We start from the raw sequence: 5,206 nt of genomic DNA, 5'->3' as shown, positions 1-5,206 counted from the left end.
CGCTAGCTAGGTCTTGAAAGGAGTGGGAATTGGCTCCTTCCTTATCATATCATTAATTTCAATACCTTTGTTAGCTCAGAATAAAGATACTGTAACTATAGCTGTAGGTGGTAATTCAGTTGATTCTGCTAAAGATCTTGCAAATATGTATATGGAAGAAAACCCTGAAATTAATGTAGAGATATTAGAAACTCCCTCATCATCAACTGAAAGATTAGATTTATATCTACAGTTTTTTGAAGCAAAAAGTTCTGAAGTAGATGTCTATACAGTTGATGTTGTCTGGCCAGGAATATTAGCTGATCATTTAATAGACTTTAATGATTATGGCGCTGAAAAAATTATTGATAAACATTTTGATGCTATAGTAGAAAATAACACTTTAGATGGTCGGTTAATAGCTATGCCTTGGTATACTGATGGTGGATTATTATATTATAGAACAGATTTATTAGAAGAATATGGTTATGATAGCCCTCCAAAAACCTGGGATAAACTAGAAGAAATGGCTGCAACGATTCAAGCTGGAGAAAGAGAAAAAGGTAATCAAGATTTCTGGGGATTCTTATGGCAAGGAAATGCTTATGAAGGTTTAACTTGTGATGCTTTAGAATGGGTTGCATCACATGATGGTGGTCAAATTGTAAATAGTGATAAGGAAATTACTATTTATAATGATCAGGCAATTAAAGCTATTGATAGAGCAGCTTCTTGGGTTGGGGAGATAAGTCCTTCTTCTGTAACTGGTTTACAGGAAGAAAGTTCTAGACATATATGGCAAAACGGTAATGCTGCATTTATAAGGAATTGGCCATATATTTATAGTTTAGGAAACTCTGAAGAGAGTGCAATTAGAGGTAAATTTGATGTTTCTCCACTTCCCGGTGATGAACCAGGAATGTCTGCGTCTACTTTAGGTGGATGGCAGCTTGCAGTAAGTAAATATAGTCAGAATAAAGAGGCTGCAGCTGATGTAGCAATGTTTATGGCATCCGAAGAGGCACAAAAATATCGTGCAATTGAAGAATCATATAATCCAACCATTAAATCATTATATGAAGACAATGAAGTATTAGAAGCGCGTCCATTTTTTGAAGATTTATATGGAGTATTTATGAATGCAGTTCCAAGACCATCAACTGTGACTGCGCCTAACTATAATGAAGTTTCTACCAGCTTTTTCCAGTCAGTTCATTCTGTTCTAACTGGTGATCAAGAAGCAGCAGAAGCCTTAGGTAATTTACAATATGAAATTCAAGATATTACTGGGTTTGAAATCAAATAGTAAACAAATATAATCTTAGTTTCCCTCTAGAGGGAAACTAAGATTAATTTTAGGAGGTTTAAGATGTCACAGATTACTAATAATTTGTTTAAAAAAGAACAAAGTTTGGCATATAAAATGCTCATTCCAACAATATTAATTTTATTAATTGTGGCTGTTTATCCATTGGGTCAAGTTGTATATACAAGTTTCACTAATAGGGTTTTTGCTGGAGTTGAAGAAACAGAATTTGTTGGTTTAGATAATTATACTTCTTTATTCTCATTAACTATAAAAGAACTTCCTGAAGATAAATATTCTTTCGAAGTTCTTCCAAGAAAACCAAAAAGGTATAAAGAGCTAACTACTTTTTCCTTTTCTGGAGAAAAATATATTATAGGAGCGATACATCCCGAGTTTATTAAATCAATATGGAATACAATTATATTCACTTTTTTTGCTGTTTTTTTTGAAACGCTTTTTGGATTTATAATTGCTCTAGTAGTTAATAGTAAGTTTGTTGGTAGAGGAGTTATGAGGGCAATAATGTTATTACCATGGGCAGTAATAACTGTTGTTTCAGCAAGAATATGGGAATGGATATTATTCCCAAGCAGAATTGGATTTTTAAATATGTTTTTAAGTAAATTTGGAATTGGAAATGGTCAGATATCTTTTTTAACAGAGAGCGGATTACAATTGCCGTCACTCATAATGGTTGATGTTTGGAAAACAACACCATTCATGGCCTTATTAATTTTAGCTGGTTTACAGTTGATACCGAATGAGTTGTATGAAGCTGCGAGAGTTGATGGCGCTGGAAAAATAAAGCAGTTTTTTTCTATAACTTTTCCATTATTAAAGCCTTCTTTAGCAGTAGCTTTAATATTTAGAACTCTAGCTTCACTAAGAGTTTTTGGTTTATTCCAAGTGCTAGTTGGACAGCAAAAATATTCAATGGCAAGTTATAACTATTACCAATTAATTGGAAATCGTGCTATGGGTTTAGCTTCAGCAATAAGTGTAATTATATTTATTATTATTTTTATTTTTGCTGTAATGTATATGAAAACTCTGGGGGTAGAAAACGAATGATTAAGAATTTAGACAATATTATTCAAAATATATTATTTATTGCTATTTTATTAATAATTGTAGTATATTTAGTATTTCCATTTTATTGGGCTGTCAATTCGTCTTTAAAAACAGAATCACAGTTGCAAATGTCTCCAACTACAATTATACCAAGAAATACTAATGATAATTCAATTGACTTTTCGTTTAAAAATTATATTAATATTTTTAAAAATGATCAGTTTATCAGAGGAATGTTGAATAGTACAATTGTAGCTATAAGTACAACAATTTTATCTTTATTGTCGGGTTCATTTTCAGCTTTTGCTCTTGGTAAGTTAAGATTTAAGGGTAAGAAAATAACTTTATATACAATATTAGCAATGACTATGTTTCCACAGGTAACTGTTTTATCTGGTTTGTATGCTGTAATTAATACACTCAATATTGATGCTATACCAAGTATGATTTTATCATATATGATATTTACATTACCATTTACCACATGGGTAATGACTTCATTTTTTAGAGAGCTACCTAAAGAATTAATGCAATCAGCTCAAGTCGATGGAGCTACACCATTTCAGACTTTTTATATGATTTTACTTCCTCTAACAGCTCCAGCTTTAGTTACAACAGGTTTGTTGGCTTTTATTCAAGCTTGGAATGAATATTTGTTTGCTTTAACATTTACTTCTATAGATCCTGCAGCAAGAACTATACCTGTTGCAATAGCATTATTTTCGGGAGAAGTTACTCGACAAATACCATATGGTGAAATAATGGCTGCTGCTGTAGTTGTGACTATTCCTATAGTATTATTAGTTTTTGTTTTTCAAAAGAAAATAGTTGCGGGGCTAACAGCTGGAGCTATAAAAGGATAAGGAGAGAAAAAATGAAAAATAAAAGAAAATGGTGGAAAGAGGCTGTTGTTTATCAAATTTATCCAAGGAGTTTCAATGACAGTAATAATGATAGGATTGGAGATTTAAATGGCATAATAGAAAAGTTAGATTATCTTAAAGAACTGGGTGTGGATGTTATTTGGTTAAGTCCAATTTATGAATCTCCCAATGATGATAATGGATATGATATTTCTGATTATTATAGAATCATGGAAGAGTTTGGTACAATGGATGATTTTGATAATTTATTAGAGAAGATACATAAAAAAGATATGAAATTAATCATGGATTTAGTAATTAATCATACATCAGATGAACATTATTGGTTTAAAGAGTCATCTAAAAGCAAAGATAATAAATATGCTGATTATTACATTTGGAGAGACCCTGTAGATGGAAAACCTCCAAATAATTGGGAATCAAGATTTAGTGGTCCAGCTTGGACATACTGTGAATCAAGGGAACAGTATTATTTGCATTTATTTTCAAAAAAACAACCTGATTTAAATTGGGAAAATAAAGAAGTAAAAAAGGATATTTTTAAAATGATTGATTGGTGGTTAAATAAAGGAATTGATGGTTTTAGGATGGATGTGATTAATTTTATTGCAAAAAAGAAAGGTCTTCCTGATAGTATAAAACCAGATAGCCCTGAAAAATGGAGTAGTTTACCTGAAAGTCATAAAATATTAAAAGAATTACGAACTGAAGTTATAAATGATTATGATGTAATGACTGTTGGTGAGACTCCATTTGTGACTCCAAAAGATGGACATAAATATGTTAATAGAAATCGTAATGAGTTAGATATGATATTTCATTTTGAACATGTTCATCTTAATGATTTTAATGATGAAAATTTTTTGAAATTTAAAGATATCCAAAATACGTGGTATAAAGTACAAGAAAATGGCGGTTGGTTAAGTCAATATTTTGCTAATCATGATCAACCACGCCCAATTTCTAAATTCTTTAATGATGATAAATATCGAGAAGAGTCTGCTAAATTAGTTGCAATGATGTTATTAACTCTTCCTGGAACACCTTATATTTATCAAGGCGAAGAGATTGGTATGACTAATGTAGATTTTAGTTCTATTAAGGACTATAATGATATTAGAACTATCAATAAATACTATGACTTTTTAGAAAAGAACAAAGAAGATGATTTTTTTGAAAAAATTAAAAAAAAGAGTAGGGATAATGCTCGTACACCAATGCAATGGTCAGATGAAAAGTATTCTGGATTTAGTAATGTAGAGCCTTGGCTCAAAATTAATCCAAATTACAAAAAAATAAATGTAAAAAATAATCTCAATAATTTTAATTCAGTGTATAATTTTTATAAGAAATTAATTAAATTTAAAAAAAATAATAGAGAACTAACTTATAGTAATTATAAAGACCTGCTAAAAAAAGATAGAGAAATATATTACTATAAAAGAAGCTCTGAAAATAATATATACTATATAATATTAAATTTTACTAATAAGTTAATTGATTTAAGTAAAAAAGATATAGAAATAAATAATTCAAAAAATCTAATTGTTTGTAATTATACTAATTATAAACATGATAAATTGTCGCCTTATGAAGCCAGATTATATAAGGTTAAAAGATAATTTATATTTAGGAGATGGTTTTATTGCTTAGAAGTCAAAAAATAAGAAAACAGGGAGCAGAAATAGATGCTTTGAGAATGGGGATGGACTGGACTGCAGATGACTTAGATAAAATGCAGATTGTAATTGCCAATACTTATGGTAATGGTCACCCAGGAAGTTTTCATTTGGATAAATATGTAGATATATTAAAAAATGAACTAAAGGAAATTGAGGTAATGGGCAGCAGAATGACAACCTCTGATATTTGTGATGGCATTGCTCAGGGACATGATGGTATGAACTATTCATTAGTTTCCAGAGAAATGATAGCAAATATGGTTGAAATTCAGGCAATGGCA

The 5,206-nt window shown here is 30.2% G+C and carries 5 protein-coding genes; all 5 read left to right on the top strand.

Translation table 11 applies throughout. The features are described from left to right. Positions 1-67: 67 nt before the first annotated feature. A complete protein-coding gene (locus CI949_RS16540) occupies positions 68-1,285 on the top strand; it encodes an ABC transporter substrate-binding protein (RefSeq protein ID WP_290768326.1) in 1,218 nt (405 codons plus the stop codon). A 63-nt stretch (positions 1,286-1,348) separates the two neighbouring features. After that, on the top strand, positions 1,349-2,359 hold the full coding sequence (locus CI949_RS16535) for a carbohydrate ABC transporter permease (protein WP_290768322.1): 1,011 nt from the start codon (positions 1,349-1,351) through the stop codon (positions 2,357-2,359). Continuing rightward, on the top strand, positions 2,356-3,222 hold the full coding sequence (locus tag CI949_RS16530; RefSeq protein ID WP_290768320.1) for a carbohydrate ABC transporter permease: 867 nt from the start codon (positions 2,356-2,358) through the stop codon (positions 3,220-3,222). The genes CI949_RS16535 and CI949_RS16530 overlap by 4 nt, the downstream gene beginning before the upstream one ends. An 11-nt stretch (positions 3,223-3,233) precedes the next feature. Next, positions 3,234-4,865 carry an alpha-glucosidase gene (locus CI949_RS16525; protein ID WP_290768319.1) on the top strand — a complete coding sequence of 544 codons (1,632 nt, stop codon included), beginning with the start codon at positions 3,234-3,236 and terminating at the stop codon, positions 4,863-4,865. Between the two features lie 14 nt (positions 4,866-4,879). Further along, on the top strand, positions 4,880-5,206 hold a 327-nt coding region (locus tag CI949_RS16520; RefSeq protein ID WP_290768316.1), incomplete at its 3' end, for a dihydroxy-acid dehydratase.

Source organism: Halanaerobium sp. (genome assembly GCF_003070835.1).
Note: the sequence above shows the minus strand (reverse complement) of the source record. Positions and strands in the feature narration are given on the sequence as shown.